Annotated in this window: 15 protein-coding genes; 8 read left to right on the top strand and 7 right to left on the bottom strand. The window is 62.4% G+C overall.

Annotation, left to right across the window (positions count from 1 at the left end; translation table 11 throughout):
• Positions 1-3: 3 nt before the first annotated feature.
• The 7 genes from tagF to QA639_RS09005 form a co-directional block, all read right to left on the bottom strand.
• Complete coding sequence (gene tagF, locus QA639_RS09035; protein WP_028335409.1) at positions 4-705, bottom strand: type VI secretion system-associated protein TagF; 702 nt, start codon at positions 703-705, stop codon at positions 4-6.
• Complete coding sequence (gene tssM, locus QA639_RS09030) at positions 702-4,253, bottom strand: type VI secretion system membrane subunit TssM (protein WP_028335408.1); 3,552 nt, start codon at positions 4,251-4,253, stop codon at positions 702-704. The genes tagF and tssM overlap by 4 nt, the downstream gene beginning before the upstream one ends.
• Before the next feature lie 45 nt (positions 4,254-4,298).
• Positions 4,299-5,513: a type VI secretion system protein TssL, long form gene (tssL, locus tag QA639_RS09025; protein WP_283089576.1), complete on the bottom strand. Its 1,215-nt coding sequence runs from the start codon at positions 5,511-5,513 to the stop codon at positions 4,299-4,301.
• A gap of 308 nt (positions 5,514-5,821) precedes the next feature.
• Entirely contained in the window at positions 5,822-7,159 is a 1,338-nt protein-coding gene (gene tssK, locus QA639_RS09020; RefSeq protein WP_028335406.1) for a type VI secretion system baseplate subunit TssK, read from the bottom strand.
• A gap of 48 nt (positions 7,160-7,207) precedes the next feature.
• Positions 7,208-8,584 carry a type VI secretion system-associated FHA domain protein TagH gene (tagH, locus tag QA639_RS09015; protein WP_157347075.1) on the bottom strand — a complete coding sequence of 459 codons (1,377 nt, stop codon included), beginning with the start codon at positions 8,582-8,584 and terminating at the stop codon, positions 7,208-7,210.
• 12 nt (positions 8,585-8,596) lie between these two features.
• The gene (locus tag QA639_RS09010; protein WP_157347077.1) at positions 8,597-9,160 is read right to left on the bottom strand and encodes a DUF6931 family protein; all 564 of its coding nucleotides are present in this window, start codon (positions 9,158-9,160) and stop codon (positions 8,597-8,599) included.
• A gap of 5 nt (positions 9,161-9,165) precedes the next feature.
• Entirely contained in the window at positions 9,166-11,034 is a 1,869-nt protein-coding gene (locus QA639_RS09005; protein WP_283089575.1) for a type VI secretion system Vgr family protein, read from the bottom strand.
• Between the two features lie 350 nt (positions 11,035-11,384).
• Between QA639_RS09005 and QA639_RS09000 the strand changes: the two genes are divergently transcribed.
• From QA639_RS09000 to tssH, 8 genes are all read left to right on the top strand, one after another.
• Entirely contained in the window at positions 11,385-12,698 is a 1,314-nt protein-coding gene (locus QA639_RS09000) for a type VI secretion system protein TssA (RefSeq protein ID WP_283089574.1), read from the top strand.
• A 128-nt stretch (positions 12,699-12,826) separates the two neighbouring features.
• Positions 12,827-13,354: a type VI secretion system contractile sheath small subunit gene (tssB, locus tag QA639_RS08995; RefSeq protein WP_028335401.1), complete on the top strand. Its 528-nt coding sequence runs from the start codon at positions 12,827-12,829 to the stop codon at positions 13,352-13,354.
• A 17-nt stretch (positions 13,355-13,371) separates the two neighbouring features.
• Positions 13,372-14,874 carry a type VI secretion system contractile sheath large subunit gene (gene tssC / locus QA639_RS08990; RefSeq protein ID WP_018272201.1) on the top strand — a complete coding sequence of 501 codons (1,503 nt, stop codon included), beginning with the start codon at positions 13,372-13,374 and terminating at the stop codon, positions 14,872-14,874.
• 52 nt (positions 14,875-14,926) lie between these two features.
• Entirely contained in the window at positions 14,927-15,412 is a 486-nt protein-coding gene (locus QA639_RS08985) for an Hcp family type VI secretion system effector (protein WP_016843423.1), read from the top strand.
• 68 nt (positions 15,413-15,480) lie between these two features.
• Positions 15,481-16,029, top strand: a complete 549-nt coding sequence (tssE, locus tag QA639_RS08980; protein ID WP_152977617.1) for a type VI secretion system baseplate subunit TssE — start codon at positions 15,481-15,483, stop codon at positions 16,027-16,029.
• A gap of 1 nt (position 16,030) precedes the next feature.
• Entirely contained in the window at positions 16,031-17,998 is a 1,968-nt protein-coding gene (gene tssF / locus QA639_RS08975) for a type VI secretion system baseplate subunit TssF (protein ID WP_283089573.1), read from the top strand.
• On the top strand, positions 17,962-19,026 hold the full coding sequence (gene tssG, locus QA639_RS08970; protein WP_283089572.1) for a type VI secretion system baseplate subunit TssG: 1,065 nt from the start codon (positions 17,962-17,964) through the stop codon (positions 19,024-19,026). The genes tssF and tssG overlap by 37 nt, the downstream gene beginning before the upstream one ends.
• Positions 19,027-19,123: 97 nt before the next feature.
• Entirely contained in the window at positions 19,124-21,760 is a 2,637-nt protein-coding gene (gene tssH, locus QA639_RS08965; protein WP_283089571.1) for a type VI secretion system ATPase TssH, read from the top strand.

Here is a 21,760-nt window from a genome sequence, read left to right as displayed (position 1 = left end):
GCGTCATCCCGTCCCGGATACTTCGCGACCAACGTCGCCGGTCAGCAACGTGGAATAGCGAAACGGATCCGGCAATCCGCGGCAACAGAGTGCGACCGGCGAGAACCCTTCGCCCCCGGCGGTCCACCAGAAACTGGCCGCGGCATAGACTTGAGGGTTGGCGCCGCAGAGCGTGCCGAACGACCCGGCAAACCCATCGACCGTCGAAACCATTCCCAGCGTCGCGTCACCCAGCGACACGACCGGCGGTCCATCAGTCCCCGGCGTCCGCAGACGCGGAAGCGCGAGACGATCCAGTGCATCGGAGATCTGCTCGAACGTCGCAGCCCGGTCCAGGGTCGAGAGCAGGAACGTCTCCACTTGCCCATACCACTCGTCCTGCGGATCGATGTGCGGCGGCGACAGCGCAGCGTCGCCATCCGGCACTGCATGCAGCGTCAACGGATAGTATCGCCCCACGCCGTCAAGCGACGGCATGATCGCTCCTGCGACGGCGGTGCCGCAGATCGCGGCGCCAAGCCAGAATCGCCAAATCGGCGCGGTCAGGAATGCTTCCTGCCAGGCGGCGCCGAGTTGGTGGCGGCTCGCGGAGATGGCTGCCTGCACCCACGGCTCCCAGACTTCCAGGAAGCTTCGCGGCGTCGCGATCGCGATGAAATCACGCTTCGCGCCGATCTTGCCGAATAAGCCGCATCGCATGGTCATATTCCGGTCGGGCAACGAAACTCGCGGAGCACTGACAGGTTTAGCGGATTGCGCAACGATCCGGTCGAAATCTGATAGTTGAGCTCGCGTCCGGCAACAATGAACGTTGCGCTGGCGGATTCCGCCTTGGCGACCAGCGAGCCAGCCTCCAGCATTCGGAACAACGACCAGGGGCCGATGCGCTCGAGTACGGATGGCGACCCGGACTCGTTGCTGACCGAAATTGCCGTCCGCGGCGATGGGCCGGGCCAGAGCACCGTCGTCGGTGAATTGCTCTGCGGCGGCGGCGGCGGAGGAGCGGGTTGCGGCGCGCCAAACATGGAGGGGGTTGCGGCTGGTCCTGGTGTGGTCGGGCTGGTGATCGTCGTGCCGCCGATCTCGGTCTTGACTGTGATGCCCGGTCCGGCCGCAGCCGGCGGCCGGATCGCAAAGGACACCGCCGGCACACCGCCGCCAGTCTGGAAAAACGCGTCGCGGATATAAGCGGCATTCTGGAACTGCTTTAGCGTATCAGGCGAGAACGATCGGCCGACGGGGCTCTCCTTCCGCCAGACCCATTCGGATCGCGACGTATCTGCATAAGGCGCCAGAAACTGAGTGAAGAACTTGTCCATGACGCCGTTCGGGCTGAACAGCTTGGCGAAGTCCGCGAGCGGGACTTCCTGACCGCTGCTCCGCACGAACGGATAGCGGTTGGTCACCGTCTGCTGACAGACCGGCGTGACCTGATCGCGTAACGACTGCAGGATCTGGCCTGCCGTGGAGGCGGCGATGCTGCCTTCGAACTCCGCGGCCGCCGCCCGCAGCATATCGGAAAACGGTGGCGGCATACGCGAGGCATTATTGCGCAGCGCTGCAACCTGGGTCTGAAGCCCCGCGGTTGCTTGTGCCGTCAGTTGCGGATTCTCGATCATCAGCGTCAGATTCTGCGCGATGTCGTTCAGGTTTGCGATCGTCGAGTCGATCGGCCGGCGGGTGCTCTCCCCTTCAAGCACTGCATGGTAGGGTTTGAACTGCGACTCGATCGCCGCGCCGGGCGTACCATCCTGGGCATTGTTGAACAGCGCTGGCGTGGTCACCGCAGGCGGCGCGGCCGGCGTGCCGCCGCTCGCCGGCTTGGGGCGTTCCTTGGTCAGCATCGTCTCATCGCGCACCGACTCCAGGATTTGCCGCATCGGCGAGGTCGGCGCCGAAAGCGCCCTCAGCACCTCGTATTTCGGCTTGTCCGCGAGCAATTTCTTCAGACGCAGACTGCCGAGCGCAGTCCGCCAGGTCGTCACGAACTCATTGGAGTAGATGCTGAGCAGATCGCCAGCCAGATTGTCATACTGCTGGTCGATTGCCGATTGCTGGCCGGCGTCACCCAAGACCCACCGCTCCCGCTTCATGCGCTCCGACAATCCGGGCAGTCGAGCGATGAACTTCTGATTGAAGCCGTTGTAGGTGAAGAACTCGGGTACCCGCACGTTGTCCAAGGGCTGCCCAGTCGTGGTTTCGAAGACAACTGTCACGTCCGGACCACCTCGGCGGCTGGCGATCCAGTCGCCGGCGGTCGATCCACGAGCCTCCGACTTCAGGAACTCGTAGGCGCGTTGCGACACGCTGAGGCGCGCCAATGAATTCTGGGCCTGCTTGATCAGCCGGCCGTCAAGCTCGACCAGCGGCGGCTGCTCGGTTTCGAGGTCGAACATGGCGACGAGATTCTCATCGAGCAGACGCCGTCCCTCCGCGTTGGTCGCGCCAGGATACAGGTTGTCCGCCCAGTCGCGCTGCATCCAGGAACGGATGAGCTCGCGGTCCGGGGATTGCAGGCCGCCGAGCATCAGGTAGACCTTCAGCGCCTCATAGACGAAGGCAGGCTCGTTGATGCGCGCATTGAGCTGCTCTTCCAAACGGTACAGCAAACGAGGCCTGAACATGCGCTCAAGCGCGGTGTGATAGGCCGCCTTCGCGGGCGACAACAGGCGCGCGTGCTGACTGAGCCCGTAGCGCGCCGACAGTGCTACCGGCTCATTCCGTGAGGCATAGCCGGCCGGGGCGTTCCGCAGCCGATAGAGCAGCGGCAGCACCTTGTCGAGATCATGATCGGCAATCAGCGTTTGCTTGATGAGCGGCGCCCCGGCGGCCGCATACTCGTTGTCCGCCTGCAAGCTCTGTTCGATCAGGTCGGAGTTGCGCTTGTAGCTGGTCAGCCACGCACCGATCAGCCCGATCGCCACCAAACCTATCACCGACAGCGCCGCGGTCTTGAGGATCAAGGCGCGGCGCACCGCAGCGCGGTCGGTCGAGACCCAGTCGGCCTCGCCGATGATGACCTTCGAAATCAAATCGGCAAGGAAATAGCTCTTGCCGGTCCCGGAGTACGATCCGGCACCGACTTCCTCCGCGCCGAACGTACGCGCCAACGATCCGATCAATTGATCGATCGGCGTCCCCTGCTGGGTGCCCGACGTGAAATAGAACCCGCGCAGATTGGCGTTCACGTGATACCGTGTCGGCTCAAAAATCTGGTTGAGGAAATCGTGGATCTGCGGCTTGAGCCGCGCCATCTGCGCCGGGAAACCAAACAACTGCACCCGGTGCTGCGGCGTCGGCTCGTCCTGCAGACGGTCGAGCGTTTCCTCGCTCAGACGCTCCAGCAGGCGATCGAACTCGACCGGAACCTGCCCCACCAGATTCTGGGTCTTGTCGGCGGTCTGGAACGTGGCGCCCCAGACCTGGCGCCGGCCGGCCTCGCCGAGATAGGCGAAATATTCGGTGAAACCGGCAACGAGATCGGCCTTGGTGAACAGCGCGTAGACCGGGAAGCTCACTTTCAGCCTTTGATGCAGTTCGAGGAGCCGCATCCTGATGGCATCGGCATGAAGCGCGAGTTCCTGCTTCGGCAGCGTCAGCACGTCCTCCAGACTGATTGCGACGAGAACGCCGTTGATCGGCTGGCGCGACCGATTTTTTTTCAGGATGTCCAGGAAGGACAGCCAGCTTTCCTTGTCGGCCTTGCTGTTTGAATCCTGGGTTGTGTAGCGACCGGCGGTATCGATCAGCACCGCCTCCTCGGTAAACCACCAATCGCAGTAGCGGGTCCCGCCGACCCCGGCGATCGCCGCCGGCGTCGCCCCGCGCGCGAGCGGAAACTTGAGCCCCGAATTGACCAGCGCGGTGGTCTTTCCCGCACCGGGCGGACCGATGATGACGTACCAGGGTAGATCGTAGAGATAACCGGACTTGTTGCCGCTCGCAGTCTTGAGTGTTGCGAGCGCATCCTTCATGCGCTCCTTGAGCACCGGCTCGTCGCTGACAGCCTGGTCGGCAGCGCTGACGCCGTCGGCGATCTCTTTGGCATTCTTGCGTCGCTTGAAGAAATGAAGACCGGTGACGCCTGCGGCCGCAGCGCCAAGCAGCAGGATCGCGATCTGGCGGACGATGTGATTTTCCAACGGATGCCAGTCGCCGAACGCAACGAAGGGACCGGCAAGGTAGATCACCGCCCCAAGCGAGCTGAGCCCGACTCCATAGAGAACGATGCGTAGAATGTCCTTGGCGAGCATATTGACCGGTACCTGTCGCTTATCGCGTGAGCTTCTGGCGTCCGCCTATTCGCTACGTTCGATGAAGATTTCGACCCGACGGTTTTTGGCACGCCCCTCGGGTGTCGAATTGCTGGCAATTGGTGAATCCGATCCCTTGCCGTCGACATCGACGCGCGAACCATCGGCCAAGCCGGGCTTCAGCGCGGCGGCAACCGCCTTGGCGCGCTCGACCGACAATTCGAAATTCGAGGGAAAACGCACGGTGCGGATCGGCGAGCTGTCGGTATGGCCAACCACCCGGATTCGCCCCGGTTCCTTGTCGAGCGTCGCCGCGACGCGGGCCGCGATCGGCTTGAAACCATCCAGGATGGTTGCCTGGCCCGAGGCAAACAATGCGAGATCGCACACCCTGATCACGATGAAGCTCGCCGTCTGATCCGCGGTCATGGCGCAGGCCGTCTTCTCCTGCGCAAGCGCGTTGCGAATGCGCTGCAGCTGGGTGATGCGGTCCGGCGGTGGCGGCGGAGGCGGTGGTGGCGGCGGCGCAACGACGCGGCGCTTGAGCTCGATCGGATCGCCGGGATGCAGCGCCAGCGCTACTTGCGCAGCATTCTCTGCACGGCCAGCCAGCAATGTTCGCAGAACGAAATAGGATCCGGTTAACAGCGCGGCGACCACGGCCGCCACCAGCCAAACCGGAATGCGCAAGTGCTTCCGCCGACCGGCCAAGGCCTGTCCGCGCCAGTGCGGCGACAAATCGTTGGTCGGCTTGGGCCGAACCCGGCGCAGCGTTTCATAGAGGTTGCGCTGGATCACCTGGAGGTTCGCAAGTCCGCCCGGCGACGTCCGGTGGATGCCCTGGAATCCGAGCGCAAGGCAGGCGTGCTGAAGCTCGAGCACCGGATAGTTGACGAGCGGATCAGTCTTCAAATGATCGAGAATCTCGAAGAAGCGTACGCCGCCCACGCGTTCGCCGAAGAACCGGCTGAGCATCGAATATTGGGCCCAGACGTGCCGATCGTCGGTCGGAATGTGCTGCACAATATCGTCGGCGGTCGCGCACAGGATATACTTCGCCGTATTGGCCTGGTGCTCGGAAATGCCCGCCGAGCGGATATCCTTCTCGAAGAACTTGATGGCGTCGGCGACCTGCTCCATCAGGCTCGCGAATGACGCCCGCATCAGCGCGACGCGCAGCCGGCCAAGCAACTGCAGCAAAGGGCCGCCGGCGCGCATCACCGGATTGGCGTTTGGCGCAACCAGATCGTCGACACGCAATGGGGGTCCGGGCGGCAGGATCGGTTGCGGCGCCTGAGCCGGCGCCGGTGTCGAAATCCATTCCTCTGAGGGCTGGCTGGTCGGCGGGGCGGCGTAGCTTGCGCCCTGCGGTGTGGGAGAAAATGAGGGCGTCGGCGAAGGGGCGCCAGGCGAAGCCATGGGCGATGGCGAGTACGCTGGACGGCTGGCAGGTCCCTCGCCTGCCGGAGGTTGCGGAGCCGAAGCCGGCGGCATCTTCCCGCCGGGGTTCGGACGGATGATGGTCCGCTCACCCCGACCGAAAGGATTAACCGGCTTGTCCCTGTCGGTCATGGCCGCTCTTCCAGGATGGCCCAAAGGTACAACTCAAGCTCCGGCCAGTCGCCGGAAAAATGCATCCCGATCGAGGCCGCTGTGCTGAACTCGGGCCACAGCGGCGACTTGCGATCGAGATAGAAATAGACGTGGTCTGTGATGGCTCGGATGTGCGGTGGCGGCGTCGGCAGATGCACCAGGGTCAAACCCGGCAGGTTTGCGTGCACGATCTCGGTCATTTTCGTGTTGGGCCCGACCTTGAACAGGTGCGGGAATTCATTCTGGATCTCCACGAGAGGCCGCCGCGCGGCGACCTCCAGCACCAAGGTCGCATTTCGGAACAACGCGCGATCGCGGATCGGCGATACAAATGCGTTCTGGGCGCGTTCAATGATCTCCAGACGAATCGCCCGCCTGCCCAGCCGCGCGCTCAGGAAATCCTGGATGTCGCGCACCAGCGGCGTGAAGACGTATTCGAGGTTGTCGTGATCGTATGCCGGGTAGTCACGTGCGCGTCGCTCGGTGGTCGCGAAGGTCGCAAGCTCACCGGCAAACCTCAGCAATTCCTCGTACAGCCGCTCGGGATGCACGCTGCCGGACCGCTTGAAATGAGTCAGCACAGGAATGGTCCGGTTCAGTACCTGCAGCACGAGATAATCGACGCTCTGCAAGCCGCCGCCGGACGACGGATCGACTGCGTAGCGTGCAAGCTCGTCGAGCTTGGTCTCGACCCAGCCGATGATTCGATTGAGCCAGCCATCGACAACCGGATGCGCGGCGCAGACCAGCATCGGCGGCACAAACTTGTCGTCGAACAGGATATTCTTGTCGCGCACTTCGAGGATGCGAGCGATGCCGAGACCCATGTATCCCGGCTTGCTCGTCTTGCGCAGCTCGAACGACAGCCGTGGATAGACAACGTCGATCTCTTCTTCGATGCGCAGCGCCGAGGTTGAATCGATAAACGTTTCGGCAGTCCGAACGTAGCGACTTGCGCTGTCGGTGCGATCCTCATCCACCTCCCGCGTATTGGGAGCCGCGACCGGCATCATCAGCCAGACGATCTGGCCTGCGGCCGAATCCGGCACTTCGATGGCTTCCGGGATCGGACTGTCGGCGGGAATATCGAACGGCGTTCCGTCCGGCATGACGCCGGTCGCACTGCGCACGGCGAATTTGCTCTGCTGAGTAAGATCGTTATCGATCTCGAGCTGGGCAAAGCCCCAGGGATATGGTGTCGTGTAACGAACGCGCTTTTCCAGCAGATGCTCGAGATAGCGATCGTTTTGCTGCAAATGATGCGGCCGCAGGAACAGACCTTCCGACCAGAAAACTTTGCTGTACCAAGACATTCCTACATCCACTTGGCAATGATCGGCGACTGCATCGTCACCGACAGTTCACTTTGACCCCGACTTGTCAGCGCGGTCGTAATATTCGGAGAAATGCAGCATGAAGGTATCGATCGGCGCGCTTTCGTCGCGACCGAGATGCGCGTTCCAGCGCGTCAAGAATTCGTCCCAGAGCTTGCTCTTGTTCGAGCCAAACAGGGATCTTGCGCCGCGCTGAAGCTCGAGCTCGCGCGCCATCAGCGTCGGATCGATGCTGGCAATCAGTCCCCGGACGGCATGCTGCATTGCAGCATAGGTCTTCAATTGATGGGATTTGAGGTCCTTGAAGCCCTGGGCGAAGGCATGCGGCGCATCGAGGTAACTGCGGGTCGGCGGCCCGAACAGGATACGCATCGCGTCTTCCGCGGTCGGCGAGAATTTCAGCGGGTTGTTCTCGATGGCCTGGATGGTGGTTTGGCTGGTGCTGCGCGTCAGCTGCTTGGCCTGGGTGCGCGCCTGCAGCAGGGCCATCAAGTTTTCCACCGTCATGCGCAGGATGACGCCGAGCTGTTCCGCAAGTTCAGCTTCGGTCTTGTCGGCAAAGAAACCGTCCGGCAGCCCGGCAGCACGGGCGACCAGGCGCGCAAACTCGGGATTGCCGGTCGACGCCGCCGTGGCCGGTGCCGGCTCGGCCAGTTGCGGCCGCGGCGCTCCCACATGCCCTGTCGGTGAAGGCGGCGGCGGCGGCGGGGCAGCCGCTTCGTCGTCGGCCCATACCGACGGTCGGCGCGGCGTCGGCATCGCGTGCAGCACGTCGACCGGCGGTTTTGGCGTGGCAACCGGACCGGCTGCCCAGCTCATGTCGTCGTGCAGCGGCGGCTCGCGTTGAGGCATCTGCGGCGAATGCCGGACGGGATCCACACCCGCCGCGGGAACGCTCGCTGCCCAGTCCAGGAATTCCGGATTGACGGGCCGCGCGGCCTCGCGCGGTTTTCGCAACTGCTGCGGGTCGATTGGCGGCGGCACGTCGCGACCGGGAGCCCACAGTTCGTGGTAGTCGGCGTGCCGCTGAGCGAGCGGAGCTTGCTGCTGCGCACCATGGCTCGGAGTGCCCTCGGCAGGCTCATCCAGGTCCAGCGAAACGCCAATGACATAGTGGCCGATGACAAGCCGATCGCCATTGCGTAGCCGATGCGCTCCCCGCATACGCTGGTCGGCACCATTGAGAAAGGTGCCGTTGGTCGAGACGTCGTGCAGCCAGTAGCCGCCGTCGCGATAATGGACCTCGCAATGCTTCCCCGAAATCATCCGTGCCGGATCGGGCAATGTCCAGTCGAGATGGCGGTCCCGGCCAATGTCGACCGAACGCCTTCCGGTGACAGTGAATGACACAGGGCCGCCGTCTGGAAGGTTCGGCTCGTTCTCGATGTTGAAGCGAAGCACCATCACATCGTCTCGTCAGCGTGGAGGGCGCGGTTCGCCGCGTGCCAATTGAATACCATCCTCCAGGCAGGCCGTCATTATCCGGTCCCTGGACTCACGGGTAAGCCGGCAGAGCCCGATCAAAAGGGCTGCGCGAACCGCGCGCGCCGTCTGATCCGGCTTGGCTTCGACCGGCGCAAATTCCGCGGGAACCACGCTTCCACCAGACCAACCCGCCGCCAGCGCCAGCCAGGTCGCCGGCTGCTCAGGATCGTTGGCATTGCCGACCGCCAAAGCCTTGTTGCGCGATTGCTCATCCGGTTGCCGGACCCAGGTCTCGGCAAAATTGAGCGACCTGCCTTCATTGCCGTCGAAATGGTCGAACATCTGCCGCAACGAGCGACAGCCCCAGGCGACGGCCACGCGCCTGGGGAGCAGATACGCGCAGAAGGATACAGCCTGGTGCCAGCTGCCCGCATCGGCCGCCTCCTGCAGGAAATCCAACGACAGCTTGTCCGGAGCGGCCTTGCCGACGTCGTAGCGCGCCAGCGGATAGGCTTCAAAGAGATCGCGGACTGTGCTGAACCGAACCTGATTCATGGCTGTCAGCCGACAATGGTTGGCGTGCCGTGGGCAACCAGCGGGCCGCCGGCCGCGAGCGCCATGGCGGCCTGCGCGGTCATGGTGATGGTTGGCGCGTTGATGACGATGCCGGCTGGAGACAGGATGATCTGGCTTGGACCAACCTGCAGGGTGATGTTGACGTTGGCCGTGAGGGTGATGCTCAGGCCCGCATTGACGGACTGATCCATCGCCAGCTTGACGTGCTGACCGCCCAATTCGATATCAAGCTTGTCGTTGCCGTTCTTGAGCGTGGTCTTGCGGGTGTCGCCGCCGAACGCCGCCTCACCGATGGTCCTGGTCTCGGTGTCGCGGACCGTGACGTCGTAGTCCTTCTCGGCATGCAGGGTGATCTTCTCGGACCCTTTCTTGTCCTCGAAGTTCCATTCGTTGTAGCCGCCTCCTCCCTTGGTCGAGTCGGACTTCAGACCCGCAATCGTCTTCTTGGACGGCAGGTCGTAAGGCAGCTTGTATTCATCGTTGTATACGGTCCCTATCACCAAGGGCCGGTCGGGATCCCCTTCCAGGAATTCCACCACCACCTCCTGCCCGACGCGCGGGATGATCTGACCGCCCCAGCGCTTGCCGGACCAGACTTGCGCCACGCGCAACCGGCACGACCGCTTCTTCTTCCGATCCCAGAAAAAGCGAACATAGATTTCGCCCAGCGACTCGACGTCGATTTCCTCGCTCGAATTGTCGTCCTTGGTGACGACCTTGGCCGTCTGGATACCATTGATCCTCGGCTTCGGCGTCGTCATGGGAGATCGAAACGGCCGATCGCTCGGCAGAAATTCGTAGCTGCCAAAGTAGACGTGCTGTCCGGCGTCGCCGGGGCCGCCAGTGCGATAGGACTCGATGGAAAACGAATGAGCTGCCCGTACCACGAGATATTCGACGTTCTGCGAGTCTTTCGAGTGCTTCTCGAGCTTGGTTAGTCCACCCGGAAACAGATTGACGGCGTCGCCATTGCCCCGGCGGCGCCGATCCATCGCCTGCTCGGCCTGGAGCTGGATCTTCGCGTATCGCTCGCCGTCGGACTTCTCCTTGAACTTACCGGGATAGTCGTAGAACTCCATCTCGGATCGTGTGTAGTGCTCGGAGCCCTTGGCGTCGCTGATCATCTGCGCGTTGGGCTTCTGGTAGTTGTAATCGTTGAGCTCGATCTTCCCGGTGCGGAACCGGCGCTCGGAAGCCCACTCATAAATATGCTGCTCACCGCGACGATCGGAGCCGGTGAGCGGGATGTAGGGGATCTTCGCGAGACCGTTGATTGGACTGTGCGAGGACTTGGAATCGGCCAGCACCAGCGTGTGCTTGCCGCCTTCATGCTTGAAGAAGTAGTAGATCCCGTGCTGCTCCATCAACCGGCACACGAAATCCAGATCGGTCTCGCGATATTGAACGCAGTATTCGAGCCTTGGACATGAGCCCTCTTCGGTAAGCTTGGACTCATAGTCGGTGAAGCCGCGCTCGTTGAAGACTTCCTTGATGATGTCGGGCGCCTTCTTGTCCTGAAAGATCCGGCAATCGGTGGTCCGCGACAGCAGCCACAGCCAGGGCCTCAGCACGATCCGGTAACTGAAATAGTCGTTCTTCACCCCCAGCCATTGGGCTTCCGTGAGAATGCCGCTGAACTCGCGTTCCTTCTCGTGCAGTTTGATGGTGAGGGTGCACTGCTTGCCGATAGCCCGATCGAAGTCGAGATCGGCTTCCTCGCTGAGACATTCGATGCGATATTCGAACAGTTCACTCAGACCTTCGGCGGCCTCGAACCGGGCAAAAACCAGAACGTCCTTGCCAAGGGGGGTCTTGAGCTCGCAGAGGCGGGTATCCTGGGTAAGCTGGCCCATGTGGGCGTTAAACTCCCTCGTTGACCGCACGAGCTGCGCAACCGGCGCATCGGGCGGTCAAGCACGAACGATCGAAATCCGAGCCGTCCATCGGTGGGATGGCCGACAGGTCCGCTCGGTGTCACCTCTCCTGGCGCGGCAACGCACCCGTCCGGGGAAGCCACTGCGGCACTCATGTAGTCGGTTCCAAGCGCTTGCTGGTTCACGGGAAACCGCCATCATCGCGGGAATGAACCGAGGCCCGCGTTGATCTGACCTAACAGTCAATCGGATCATGATCCCCCGCGTGATCCGCCAGATGTCACGGACCTGGTAGAGGGGCCAGGGCCCCGCAGACGGATCCTCTTTGCATGCTCGACGTCGCATCCCTGACCCAGCCCATCGACCCGGACGATCCCTGCGGGCCTGACCTCGATGCGGCCGGCGACGTCCAGTACCTGAATTTCTTCGCAGCTGCGGAATCGCTGTTGCCGATGTCGTATTTCGAGGTCGTCAATGCGAACGGAGAGCGCGGACGCTTCGATCCAAAAGCCATCGATATTGCCGGCCAGTTCGCCGCTGCCCAGCCCCTGTTGGCTCGCACCCGCGATCTGCGCCTGACCATGCTGCTCGCCAAGTTTTCCATCCTGAACCGCGATCTCGATGGCTTCCTCAGCTGCTTGCGGGCAACCACCCTGCTGCTCCGCGAACAATGGGAAGCGGTTCACCCAAGGGGCGAGGACGGCGACTATGCCTTTCGGGCCGTCACCATCGAGGCGATCGACGTGTTTCCGACGGTGATCAACCCGCTCCAATTCCTTCCCCTGATCGAAAATCGACGGCACGGCAGCCTCAACTACCGTGCCTATCAGATTGCCAAGGGCGAAATTCCCGCCGGCGATGCCGACGTCGACATGCCAGATCTCGGAACCATCGAGCGCATCATCGGCGAGACCGATCTCGACACCCTCAAAGCGGTGAGCGCCCGCTGCTCGGCGGTCGCTGCCGAGATTGCCGGCATCAAATCGGTTTGGCACGAAAAGTTGAACTCGGGGCAACCCATCAATCTCGACAGGCTGGCGGGTGTCGCGAACGGCATGGCCGGCTGGCTCGCGACTCTGGTCACTGCACGCGATCCGGCCGCAGTTGCCTCATCCCCGGAGGAAACCGCCCAAGACGACCGGCAGCCTCCGATCGAAATCGCCGGCGCAGTGACGTCACCCGGACAGGCATCCGCGGCACTGGCGGCGGCTGCCGACTACTTCGCTCGGAAGGAACCGTCGAGCCCGGCGCTGTTGCTGGTGCGGCAGGCGCAGGACATGGTTGGCAAATCGTTTATCGAAGTGATGCGGATGCTGATGCCGGCCCACGTGGAGAGCGCCGCCATCAATATCGGTCGCGACAAGGTCTTCGACCTGCCGATCGAGCGCATGGCGGAGTTCGCCACCGCGCTCCCATCCGCGACCGAAAGTGAGGCTCAAGATGCTGTTTTTTCAGCCGAAAACAGAGCCCAGGCGTTGGACTTGCTGAGCAAGGTTGCGTCTTTCTTCCGGGCCGCCGAGCCGTCCAGCCCGATCCCGTTCCTGGTCGATCGCGCACGCGAACTCGCACAGCGAGACTTCCTCAGCCTGCTGAACGAAGTGCTGCCAGAGGGCGCTCTGAAGGCGATCGATAAATCGAATTGAACCCGCCTTCCGTTCGAGGGGACTAACTGAACGGAAGGAAGCTCCGCCGACGAAAGACCGAGGCACTTCCCTGCCTGCGTCGCGCAAGTCAGCTTCCGCAGAGATTTTTTTGTGAAGAGGGCAACCCAATGGCAACCGACAGCGGTCAAAAATTCATTCGCCGAAACCGCGCACCGCGCGTGCACATCACTTACGAAGATCCCTACGACGCCGAGCGGCTGATCGAGCTGCCGTTCGTCATGGGCGTCCTGTCCGATCTTTCCGGCAACAACCCCGGCATCGAGAAGACGAAGGTCGAGGAGCGCAAGTTCCTCGAGTTCGACATGGACAATTTCGACAACCGCATGGCGGCGATCCAGCCCGGCGTGACGGCCCGCGTCGCCAATCGTCTCAGCGACGGGTCCGACGAAAAGATCTCCGTCAACCTGCGCTTCAACAAGATGTCCGACTTCACGCCGGTGGCGGTCGCCCGCCAGGTGCCGGCGACGGCCAAGCTGCTCGAAGCGCGCGAACAGCTCGCCAACCTGCTGCGCTACATGGATGGCAAGGTGGGCGCCGAGGACCAGCTGAAGAAACTTCTCGCCGATCCTCAACTGATGGCCGCACTGCGCGAGCGCGCGAGCAGCCAGTCCACCGAAGCCGACAGCAACAGCTAAGGGAAGGAATGGGGACCATGGCAAAAGAAGCAATCCACAAAGAGACCACCACCAAGGTCGGGACCGTCGAGGCTGACGAGTTCGCCGCCCTGCTGAAGCAAAGCTTCAAGCCGCGCACCGAACGTGCGGCGACCGAAGTGGAAAACGCGGTGTCCACGCTCGTTCAGGAAGCGCTGAAGGATACGAGCGTCATCAAGTCGGACGTGCTCGACACCATCGAGGAGATGATCGCGCGGATCGATCAGAAGTTGACCGCGCAGATGAACGAGATCCTGCATGCGCCCGAATTCCAGGCGATCGAGAGTGCCTGGCGCGGCCTCCACTACCTCGTCTTCAATTCCGAGACCGACGCCAACCTCAAGATCCGGGTGATGAACGTCTCCAAGAACGAGCTGTATCGGAACCTGCGGCTTTATCCCGATGCGCGTTGGGACCAGAGCCCGCTGTTCAAGCAGATTTACGAGTACGAATTTGGCCAACTGGGAGGCGAGCCGTTCGGCTGCCTGATCGGCGACTACTATTTCAGCCACCTCCCCACCGACGTGCAGCTGCTCCGCGATCTCAGCAAGATCGCCGGCGCCGCACACGCCCCCTTCTTCAGCGGCGCCGAGCCGACGCTGATGGGAATGGACTCGTGGACCGAATTGTCCAACCCTCGCGACATCGGCAAGGTGTTCGACACGCCGGAATACGCCGCATGGAAAGGGCTGCGCGATCAGGACGACTCGCGCTATCTCGGCCTGTGCATGCCGCGTGCGCTGGGCCGCCTCCCCTACGGCGCCAAATCGGAGCCGGTGGAAGAGTTCGCCTTCGAAGAGGAGACGGACGGGCACACCGGTGACAAATACGGCTGGATCAACGCCGCCTATGCGATGGCGGTCAACATCAATCGCGCCTTCAAGGAGTTCGGCTGGTGCACCCGCATCCGCGGCGTCCAGTCCGGCGGCGAGGTCATCAACCTGCCGACGCATACGTTCCCGACCGACGACGGTGGCGTCGACCTGAAATGCCCCACCGAGATCGCCATCAGCGATCGTCGCGAGCACGAGCTTGCAAAGGCGGGACTCATCCCGCTGATCCATCGCAAGAACACCGACAAGGCTGCCTTCATCGGCGCCCAGTCGCTCTATAAGCCGAAGAAGTATTTCGGCGACAAGGGCGTGGATGCAACCGCGTCCGACAACCTGTCGTCACGCCTGCCCTACATGTTCGCGGTATCCCGCTTTGCGCATTATCTGAAGTGCATGGTTCGCGACAAGATCGGATCCATGAAGGAAAAGGATGAGCTGACGGTCTGGCTGCAGACCTGGATCAACGAGTACGTTGATGCCAATCCGGCCCTGTCGTCAGAAGCTCAGAAAGCGCGCAAGCCGCTGGCCGCTGCGAAGGTTGAGGTCATAGCAAACGAGGAGAACCCGGGATATTACAACGCGCGCTTCTTTCTCCGTCCACACTTTCAATTGGAAGCGATGGACGTCGGTCTCAGTCTCGTTTCGCGCCTGCCAGGCCCGAGCTCCTGACGCCGCGCTATCGCAACCGTCTATCATCAGAGAATTTTGAAAGGGCTATGCTATGGCTGTCGACATCTTTTTGAAACTCGATCCGATCAAGGGCGAGTCGCTCGACGACAAACACAAGGACGAAATCGACATTTTGAGCTGGTCGTTCGGCGAGAGCCAGAGCGGCACGTTCCACAGCGGGTCGGGCGGCGGCGCCGGCAAGGTCGCGGTTCAAGACCTCCACTTCACGCACTTCGTGGACAAGGCGACACCAGAGCTTTTCAAGGTCTGCGCGAATGGAAAGCACATCGACAGCGCCATTCTCACGGTACGCAAGGCCGGTGAACACCCGCTCGAATATCTCAAGATCGAGATGAAGCACGTTCTGGTTTCCAGCGTCTCGACGGGCGGATCGCACGGCGAGGATCGCCTCACCGAAAACGTCAGCCTGAACTTCCAGAAGGTCAAAATGACCTACAAGACCCAGACCGAAAAAGGCGGCGCCGGTGCGTCTCCGGTGTTCGGATGGGACGTTGCGGCCAACAAGGAATGGGCCTGATCGCAAGCTTCCTGCCCGGCGTCGGTTGCCCATAGCGGCAATCGGCGCCGGCTGTACGGGGACCGTCAATGACCGTTACGCCAAGGAAGGACCGGCTCTCTCCGCCATTGATGCTGGCCTTTCGTGCGGCTCATGACGCTCGCGATGCCCGCAAAGCGCTCGAATTGCGGGATCAGTTCGGTGAGCGAGTGATAGCGGGACGGCGCAGCGCTGGTCGTTTCCCGATCTCGGAGACGCTGCTAAGGCGCGAGGTTTCGCAGGACGTCGAAACACTCCTCAATACCATTGCCCTCGAGTCGACGCTTGACCTGACAGGTCGCGGCTGCGTCCGCACCTCGATTCTGAACTATGGTTTCCCCGATATCGCAAACCGTTCGATCGACGAAGTCACCGACGAGGAGCTCAGCGATGCCCTGCGCATGTCGCTGACGACCTACGAGCCGAGACTCGATCGCAAGTCCATCCGGGTGCGGCGCGACACCTCCGTGGGCCCCGAGCAGCTCAAGCTGCGCTTTGTCGTGCATTCCGACCTGAAATGCGAACCGCTCAACGTGCCCGTGGAATTCGTCGCAGACGTCGACCTCGACAGCGGCGATATACAGATCAACCGATTATAGCATGAACCGCGAGTTCCTCGACTTTTACAATCGTGAACTGTCGCTGCTGTACGAGCACGCGGAGGGTTTTGCCGAGGAATATCCTGGTATCGCCGAGCGCCTCGGCGGCCTGGTCCGCGACCGCTCGGATCCGATGATCTCAGGCCTGCTGGAAGGCGCTGCATTTCTCGCCGCGCGTGTTCAGCTCAAGCTCAAGCACGAGTTTCCGGAATTCACGGCGAACCTGCTTGAGCAGTTGGTTCCGAACTATCTCGCGCCGACTCCGTCTGCCATGCTGGTCAAGATTCAGCCCACCTACGCCGATCCGGCTTTGCGCGACGGCAAGAAGATCGCGCGGGGCGCCTATTTCGACGCGAACTATCGCGAAAGGGAACGGAGCCTCGCCTGCCGATTCCGGCTCTGCCGCGACATCGTGCTTTGGCCCTTTGACGTCACCGGCGCCGAATATTTTGCGACCGCGGGCGCGTTGCAGGCGCTCGGGATTCCAGTCGGCGGAGAGGTCATCGCCGGGCTCAGGCTCTCCTTGACGCACCGTACCGCCGCGCGGCTCGACGAGGAGCCGGCGGACGCGGAGACTCGCAACAAACCGGAGACCTGGTTCGCCGGCTGCCGCGCCAGCGAACTGCCCATCTACCTGACCGGCGCCGAGTCGGATGCCATCGCACTCTACGAACAACTGACCTCGAACTGCGTCGGGCTCTATTTTCGCTATCTCGACGATTTCGGCGATCCGGTCGTCATCCGGGCTCCGAACGACTGTGTGCAGCAGGTCGGCTTCAGCGAGAACGAATCCCTGTTTCCGAACGACAACCGGGTCTTTCGCGGCTCGGAGTTATTGCGGGAATATTTCGTGTTTCCGCGCAAGTTCCTCGGCATCAATCTGACCCAGCTTCGCGCTGTGATGCCGCGGTTACGCGGCAAATCCATCGATATCGTCTTCGCGTTCGATGAGCACAACTCGCGGCTCGCCGCCTCGGTCCGGGCAGAGACTTTCAGTCTCTACACCGCCCCGGCGATCAACCTGTTCGAAAAGACCAGCGATCGCATCCCAATCAAGTCGAATACCTACGAATACCACGTGGTGCCCGACCGAAGCCGCTATCTCGAATATGAGCCGCACCAGGTGCTGGAGGTTTACGCGCACTTTCCGGCGGAAAAGGACAAGCGCCGCGTGCGTCCGTTGTACTCCGCCGCCGTCGACCGGACAGCCGGATCGGTCGAGGGACTTTATTATACGGTTCGTCGGCTGCCGCGGCGGCGCACCGTCGAAGAGAAGACCTATGGCGCGGCCTCGGACTATACCGGGACGGACATGTTCCTCTCGCTGCTCGAGCCCGGCGACCCGAGCGGCGACGGATCCGCCGCCGAGCTGAGCGTCCGCGCGCTGTGCTCCAACCGGCATCTCACGGAACATCTGCCGGTCGGCCAGGGCGGAGCCGACTTTCGCCTGCTGGACGACACCTCGCTCGAGCTGATGTGCATAGCCGGCCCCACCCGACCACGCGAGCCGGTGGTGGCGCAGTTGCGCAGCCGCAGCGAAATCGCCAATAGCGGCGTCGTCAGCTGGCGCCTGATCAACATGCTGAGTTTGAACTATCTCGGCCTCGTGGAACGCAGCGGCGGCAAGAATGCCGGAGCACTGCGGGAGATGCTGTCATTGTTCGCCGACCAGTTCGACGACGCGACGGAACGAAAGATTCGTGGCGTGCGCAGCGTCGAGAGCAAGCCCGTGGTGCGGCGGGTGCGTGAGCGTACCGGCAGCGGCGCGGCGCGCGGCCTGGAGATCACGGTCACGCTCGACGAGAAGGCATTCGAGGGCAGCGGCGTGTTCCTGCTCGGGGCTGTGCTGGAACGCTTCTTCGCCGACTATTCGGGCTTCAACACCTTCACCCAGACTGTCATCTCGACTCCGGAGCGCGGCGAGATCATGCGTTGGCCGGCCCGCATGGGCACCCGGAGGCCGCTGTGACGCTGATCGACCAGATGAAGGCCGAGCCCTGGCGGTTCGATTTCTTTCAGACGCTCCGCCAGCTCGAGCGGTGCAATCCGGATCGGCCGCGGATCGGCGACAGTGCAGCGCGTCGCGAGGAGTTTGTCGACCTCGGTCAGACCCCCTATCTGGAATTTCCCGCCTCCAATCTGAGCTCAGTCGACGATCGTGATGGCAGGCTCAAAATTCTGGTCAAATTCCTCGGCCTGCTCGGACCGCAGGGCGCGCTGCCGCTGGCCACCACCGACGAGAGCGTCGGCTGGCAGTTGATGCGGGACGACGCTTTCCCCCGTTTTCTCGACCTGCTGAACGGACGCTTTCTGCAATTGTTCTTTCGAGCCTGGGCAGACGCACGGCCGATCGCCCAGCATGATCGGCCATCCGACGACCGCTTCATCGCCTATGTCGGCTCCTTCGCTGGCCTCGGCTCCGATATTTTTGCCAATCGGGATACCGTGCCTGACATGGCGAAGCTAAGCTTCGCCGGACTGGTTTCACCGAGAGCGAAATCCGCGTCGCGACTGGCGCGACTGCTGCAAGGGCTGTTCGATGTCCGGGTCGAGATCGACGAGTTCGTTGGCACCTGGCTCCCGTTCGACCCAAGCCACTGCAGCCGGCTCGGCGGGACGCACGCCAAGCTTGGTCACGACGCGCTCCTGGGCTCGCGCGTGTTCAGTGTCGAAGACAAGATCAGGGTTCGCGTGTTCGTGAAGGATTTTGCTCAATACGAGCAGTTCCTGCCGACCGAAGCGCCGAACCTGTCCGAGCCCCTGGCTGACGCCGTCTACTTCTATATCGGCGACGAACTCGAGTGGGAGGTGGAACTCGCCATTCCGGCCGGAGCGGTTGTCCCGATGAAGCTGGGGCAGAGCGGACGCCTTGGATGGACCAGCTGGGTTTCGCCGAACTGGGCCTCGACCGAGGAGTATCGGCGCGATGCACGCTTTCACCTTGCCGAGCGTCTCAGAGCCCGGCGAAGCGCTGCCGCTGATCAGCAGCCGATTTGAACCTAAGCATCGCTCCGATTGTCCTAACATCATGGGAATTCGAGCCGATTTCCGCGACGACCCGGCATCGCCCGGTGATTGAGCAGGAGGCGCCATCGTGACCGATATCAGCCTTGAGGCCGTGACTGGCAAACTGAACCGGGCCGGCTACGACGCCTTCATACAGGCCCTGCGCCACGCCAAGAGCGCCAGCAACCGTAACGTGGAGCTTGCGCATTGGCTGTTTCACATCCTGCAACAGGAGCGGACCGACCTCAGCCTGTCGGTGGATCACTACAAGCTCGACCGCGCGCGGCTGCTGTCGGACCTCGCGGGCGTCATCAACGGTTTCCGCAAGAACGAAACCGACATGCCGGGCGTCGCCAATTCGGTCATCGATATTCTCGACCGTGGCTGGCACTATGCCACGCTGTTCTTCGGCGAGACTCAGATCCGCACCGGACATCTCCTGGTCGCAGGATTGAAGTCGAACGAGATCCGTCGTGCGCTCAACAACATCTCGCAGGAATTCGCCAAGATAAACGTCGACGCATTGGCTGCGGAGCACCGCGCCATTTGGGCAGGCTCCGAGGAGGAGACCATGCGTCCGATGGACGGCTCCGGATTGGCCGGCGCCGGGACGGACGGTACGGACCGCGCGAATCCCAAAGGGACGACACCGCTCGACCGGTTCTCCCAGGATCTCACCGCCAAGGCCAGATCGGGCGAGATGGACCCGATCCTCGGTCGAGACGACGAAATCCGTCAATTGATCGACGTGCTGATGCGCCGGCGGCAAAACAATCCGATCCTCACCGGCGAGGCCGGCGTCGGCAAGACCGCCGTGGTCGAGGGATTCGCCCAGCGCATTGCCGCCGGCGAGGTGCCGCCGCCACTGCGCAACGTCAGGCTCTGCGCACTGGATATCGGCCTGATGCAGGCCGGCGCCTCGATGAAGGGCGAATTCGAGCAGCGCCTGCGCTCGGTGATCGACGAAGTACAGAACTCGCCTACCCCGATTATCCTGTTCATCGACGAAGCCCACACGCTGATCGGGGCCGGTGGCGCGGCCGGCACCGGCGACGCGGCCAATCTCCTCAAACCTCCCCTCGCCCGCGGCACGCTGCGGACCATCGCCGCCACCACCTGGGCAGAGTATCGCCAGTACATCGAAAAGGACCCCGCACTCACGCGGCGCTTTCAGCCGATCCAGGTCGATGAGCCGGATGTCGAGACCTGCTGCATCATGCTGCGCGGTCTCCTGGGCCCGATGGAGAAGCACCACGGCGTCCGCATTTCGGACGCCGCGATCGTGACCGCGGTCAACCTGTCGCATCGCTACATTCCGTCCCGACAGCTGCCGGACAAGGCGGTCAGCCTGCTGGACACAGCCTCGGCGCGGGTAGCCATCAGTCAAAGCGCGACGCCGGCCCTGATCGAGGACGCTCGCGTCGCCATCGCGGCCCGCGAGGCCGAACGATCGGCGCTGGTCAGCGACGGCGATCTCGGGGACGAGAACAGCGAGCGCATCACCGCGATCGACGGCGACATTGCCGCCCTGAAGGACAAGCTGACCGGGCTGGAGGCCGACTGGACCAAGGAACAGGAGCTCGTCAAGGACATCCGCAGCATTCGCGAAATCCTCTCCGAGAACGGAGACGAAGATCGAGCCACCAAACGCGTGGAGTTGCGCGGCAAGTTCGAGACACTCGAGGGCATCAATCCGGAAAAGCGGATGATCTTTGCCCATGTCGACCAGCAGTCGGTTGCCTCTGTCGTGTCCGACTGGACCGGCATCCCGACCGGCAGAATGATGCGCGACGAAATCGAAACCGTCCTGAAGCTGCCCGAAATTCTCAATCGACGCGTGGTCGGCCAGTCCCACGGGCTGACGATGATTGCGAAGCGAATCGAGACCAGCCGCGCCAAGTTGGACAACCCGTCCAAGCCGATCGGCGTTTTCATGCTGGCCGGACCGTCCGGCGTGGGCAAGACAGAAACCGCCCTCGCGCTTGCCGAAACCCTTTATGGCGGCGAGCAGAACATGATCACGATCAACATGTCGGAGTTCCAGGAGGCCCATACGGTCTCGACCTTGAAGGGCGCCCCTCCGGGCTACGTCGGCTATGGTGAGGGCGGCCGGCTCACCGAAGCGGTCCGGCGCAAGCCCTACAGCGTTATCCTGCTCGACGAGGTGGAGAAGGCCCATCCCGACGTCCATGAGATCTTCTTTCAGGTGTTCGACAAGGGAGTCATGGAGGACGGCAACGGCCGGCGAATCGATTTCAAGAACACACTGATCATTCTGACCACGAACGTCGGCACCGATCTCATCATGAGCCTGGCGCGCGATCCCAAGTATCGCAACGAGCCGGAAGAACTCGCCAGGCTGCTGCGGCCGGAATTGCTGAAAGTGTTCCCTGCCGCGTTGCTTGGGCGCATCGTCTCGATCCCCTACTTTCCGCTTTCGGACGAGATGCTTGCCGGCATCGTCAGATTGCAGCTCGACCGGATCGGACAGCGTCTCCGCGATAATCACAAGGCTGCCTTCGGCTACGACGATGCAGTCGTCGAGCACATCGTATCCCGTTGCAACGATCCGGACTCCGGCGGGCGGATGATCGATAACATTATCACCAACACGCTGCTGCCCGAACTGTCGCGCGAATTCCTGAGCAAGTCTCTCGCCAAGGAGGAGGTCAAGCAGACGCGCGTCTCGATCGTGAACGACAAGTTTGCATATTCGTGGAACTGA

Source organism: Bradyrhizobium pachyrhizi (genome assembly GCF_029714545.1).
In the GTDB taxonomy this organism is placed as follows: Bacteria; Pseudomonadota; Alphaproteobacteria; order Rhizobiales; family Xanthobacteraceae; genus Bradyrhizobium; species Bradyrhizobium pachyrhizi.
The sequence above is the reverse complement of the archived record's forward strand: the minus strand, read 5'-3'. Positions and strand labels throughout refer to the sequence as shown.

Bases quoted from the DNA above. Each gene is read 5' to 3' on its own strand.
- QA639_RS09010 (WP_157347077.1), bottom strand. From the start codon at position 9,160: ATGAATCAGGTTCGGTTCAGCACAGTCCGCGATCTCTTTGAAGCCTAT.
- tagH (WP_157347075.1), bottom strand. From the start codon at position 8,584: ATGGTGCTTCGCTTCAACATCGAGAACGAGCCGAACCTTCCAGACGGC.
- QA639_RS09005 (WP_283089575.1), bottom strand. From the start codon at position 11,034: ATGGGCCAGCTTACCCAGGATACCCGCCTCTGCGAGCTCAAGACCCCC.
- tssK (WP_028335406.1), bottom strand. From the start codon at position 7,159: ATGTCTTGGTACAGCAAAGTTTTCTGGTCGGAAGGTCTGTTCCTGCGG.
- QA639_RS08985 (WP_016843423.1), top strand. From the start codon at position 14,927: ATGGCTGTCGACATCTTTTTGAAACTCGATCCGATCAAGGGCGAGTCG.
- QA639_RS09000 (WP_283089574.1), top strand. From the start codon at position 11,385: ATGCTCGACGTCGCATCCCTGACCCAGCCCATCGACCCGGACGATCCC.
- tssB (WP_028335401.1), top strand. From the start codon at position 12,827: ATGGCAACCGACAGCGGTCAAAAATTCATTCGCCGAAACCGCGCACCG.
- tssM (WP_028335408.1), bottom strand. From the start codon at position 4,253: ATGCTCGCCAAGGACATTCTACGCATCGTTCTCTATGGAGTCGGGCTC.
- tssE (WP_152977617.1), top strand. From the start codon at position 15,481: ATGACCGTTACGCCAAGGAAGGACCGGCTCTCTCCGCCATTGATGCTG.
- tagF (WP_028335409.1), bottom strand. From the start codon at position 705: ATGACCATGCGATGCGGCTTATTCGGCAAGATCGGCGCGAAGCGTGAT.
- tssF (WP_283089573.1), top strand. From the start codon at position 16,031: ATGAACCGCGAGTTCCTCGACTTTTACAATCGTGAACTGTCGCTGCTG.
- tssC (WP_018272201.1), top strand. From the start codon at position 13,372: ATGGCAAAAGAAGCAATCCACAAAGAGACCACCACCAAGGTCGGGACC.